3 protein-coding genes and 1 pseudogene are annotated in these 2976 nt (G+C 70.3%); 3 read left to right on the plus strand and 1 reads right to left on the minus strand.

The features are described 5' to 3' along the window. Both G6020_RS02970 and G6020_RS02975 read left to right on the plus strand, forming a co-directional pair. Positions 1 to 297, plus strand: a pseudogene (locus G6020_RS02970) (CAP domain-containing protein); the annotation flags it as partial. A 137-nt stretch (positions 298 to 434) separates the two neighbouring features. Continuing rightward, positions 435 to 980, plus strand: a complete 546-nt coding sequence (locus tag G6020_RS02975) for a CAP domain-containing protein (RefSeq protein ID WP_179524381.1) — start codon at positions 435 to 437, stop codon at positions 978 to 980. Between the two features lie 134 nt (positions 981 to 1114). On the opposite strand, the gene G6020_RS02980 is transcribed toward G6020_RS02975, so the two are convergent. Further along, positions 1115 to 1651 carry a TetR family transcriptional regulator gene (locus G6020_RS02980; protein ID WP_182609606.1) on the minus strand — a complete coding sequence of 179 codons (537 nt, stop codon included), beginning with the start codon at positions 1649 to 1651 and terminating at the stop codon, positions 1115 to 1117. 118 nt (positions 1652 to 1769) lie between these two features. Between G6020_RS02980 and bioB the strand changes: the two genes are divergently transcribed. Continuing rightward, positions 1770 to 2921, plus strand: a complete 1152-nt coding sequence (gene bioB / locus G6020_RS02985; protein ID WP_182609607.1) for a biotin synthase BioB — start codon at positions 1770 to 1772, stop codon at positions 2919 to 2921. The last annotated feature ends 55 nt before the right edge of the window (positions 2922 to 2976 follow it).

Consider the following 2976-nt stretch of genomic DNA (forward strand, 5'->3'; position numbering starts at 1 on the left):
GAGCGGCTGGTCACCGACGCGATCCTCTCCGTCGAGGCCGCGGTCCGCGCGGACCAGCTGGCGGTGGGCGACCCCACGACCGGCGACCTCCCGGTCCCCGACAGCGGCGAGGCCCGCGACCGCACGGTCCTGACCCTGCCCCCGGAGGCCACGCCGCAGAACGTGCTCACCGCGATGCTCACCGACACCGGGATGCGCGAGCGGATGCTCGACAGCGCGTTCACGAAGGTGGGAGTGGGAACGGCCGCGGGCGAGGACGGAGTGATCCACGTCGTACTCGACTTCGAGCGGGGGTAGCACGACCAGGGGTTCTTCCGGTTAACTGTGTGAAAATACGGCTAGATTTCTTTTCCCCCTAGCCCGGCGGGGACTTGCTCTCTACCGTGGCCTCTGCACGCCCTCCCCCTCGGGGTGTGCAGAACTGGAGATCCCTCGTGCGTCGCACTTCCCCTCGTTTCGTCAAGCCCCTCGCCGTCTGCGCTGCCGCCACCATGGCTGTCGCCGGACTCGGCGTCCCCGCGGCCTCTGCGCAGCAGTTCCTCATGCCGGGCTCGTCGTTCGGCGTCGCCGTCGGCGGCGGCGGTACGGTCCCGGCCCTCGATCCCACGAGCGCCGAGTACCGCCAGCAGCTCCACGACGCCACCAACGCCGCGCGCGTGGCCAACGGCCGGGCTCCGCTCCCGTCCAACGACGCGCTCGTCCGGTTGGCCACCGCCTGGAGCCAGGTGCAGGCCGCGGAGAACCGCATGTACCACAACCCCGATCTGCGCGACCAGGTCCCGGCCGGCACCACGCGCTGGTCGGAGAACGTGCTGCAGAACTGGCGCAACGCCACCCCTCAGCAGCTGGTCAACCAGTGGATGGCGTCCACCGGACATAGGCTCAACCTGCTGCGCACCGACCACACCTCGATGGGTATGGGCGTCGCCGTGGCCGGCGACAACAAGCTCTACGCCACCCAGGTGTTCACCCGGAGTTGAGTCGGGTCCGACCGTTCGCGGTCGGCAGCACTCATCCATAGCCACTCATCGATCAGGACGTTCCGCACACGTTTCGCGAGAAGCAGGTGTGCGGAACGTCCTTTTCGATGTGCGGGCCCGGCCGAGGCGCGGCGTCAGCCGACCATCCCCGCCAGCATCGCCCCGAGCCCCTCGTCGAATCGCGAGTCGTAGTCCACGCGCGGCATCGCGGGGTCCACGGCGGCGAGGTTGTGGTGGGTCTGCTCCTCGATCGTCACGCCGAGGACGTAGGCGGTGAGAGCCGTGGTCAGGCCCGCCGCCCGATCGCCGCCCCCGTGCCGCGCACACGTCCGTGCGACCGCGTCGGCCACCGGGTTCACCGCACCGGCAGCCAGCCCCAGTGCCACGATCTCGGCCCCGTCGGGCACCCCCGCGACAGCGATCCGCATCGCCCGGGTCACCCCGCGCAGTTCGTCGGCGGCCGATGCGCCGGCCTTCACCGGGGCCACGTCCGCCAGGACCCGTTCGGCGACGGCGGTGAGCAGCGCCTGCTTTGACGGGAAGTGCCAGTACAGAGCACTCGGCTGGACGTTCAGCCGCGTCGCCAGCGTGCGCATCGACATGCCGGGCAACCCCGCTTCATGCAGGAGTCCGAGCGCGGTGTCGACGACGGCCGACTTGTTGAGAGCCACGACCGGTAACCCTATCGCCCCTCCCGCGGCTCCGACGCGCCTGCAACCTGAACGCTGTACAAGTCGGCGAATTCCCGCTACCTTAACGGCGTTCAATGAACGGCGTTCAGGAGGAACCATGGCCACCACGACCACCCGTTGGCACGAGCTCGCGGACCGCATTCTCGACGGCGGGGCGATCGACGCGACGGAGGCACTCGCCGTGCTCGACTCGTCCGACGCCGAGCTCATGGAGGTGGTCGCGGCCGCGTCCCGGCTGCGGTTCGAGCACTTCGGCAACAAGGTCAAGGTCAACTACCTGGTCAACCTCAAGAGCGGCCTGTGCCCGGAGGACTGTTTCTACTGCTCGCAGCGCCTCAACTCCACCGCCGGGATCCTGCGCTACACCTGGCTGAACACCGAGGAGGCCGTCACCGCGGCCAAGGCGGGCATCGCGGCCGGCGCCTCGCGCGTGTGTCTGGTCGCCAGCGGCACCGGCCCGAGCAACCGCGAGGTCGGCAAGGTCTCCGACATCATCGAGGCCATCAAGTCCGACACCCCGGGCGTCGAGGTGTGCGCCTGCCTGGGCGCGCTGAAGGACGGTCAGGCCGAGAAGCTCTGCGCGAGCGGCGCCGACGCCTACAACCACAACCTCAACACGGCGGAGAGCCACTACGAGGAGATCTGCACGACCCACACCTACGCCGACCGCGAGCACACCGTGAGCCAGGCGCACGGCGCGGGCCTGTCGGCGTGCTCGGGCTTCATCGCCGGCATGGGCGAGACCCGCGAGCAGCTGGTCGAGCTGGCCTTCGACCTGCGCGCCAAGGGCGTCGACTCGATCCCGGTGAACTTCCTGCTGCCCTTCGACGGCACCCCGCTCGAGGGCGTGGACACGCTCAACCCGCGCGACTGCCTGCGGATCCTCGCGATGGTCCGGTTCGTCGCCCCCGACACCGAGATCCGGATGGCCGCCGGCCGCGAACGCCACCTCGGCTACCTCCAGGGCATGGGCCTCTTCGTGGCCAACTCGCTGTTCCTCGGCGACTACCTCACCAGCGAGGGCCAGCCCGGCGGCGAAGACCTGCAGATGATCGCCGACGCCGGGCTCGAGGTCCTGCAGATGGACGGGGCCGGCCATGCGCCTCACCACCCCGCGAACCCGGGAACGGCTCCCGCGGCAGTGCCCGGTGCTGCGCCCGTGGCGGCGCCCGCCGCTCAGGAGAAGCAGGAGAAGAAGGTCGCCATCCGCACGCGCGGTGCCGGCACCAGCGAGCCCGCGAACGCCTGACATGTCCGCCCCGCGTCACCTCACCGCCTCCCCCGCCGCGCTCCTGGCCGCGGAC

The organism is Dietzia sp. B19, assembly GCF_014145155.1.
Lineage (GTDB): Bacteria > Actinomycetota > Actinomycetes > Mycobacteriales > Mycobacteriaceae > Dietzia > Dietzia natronolimnaea.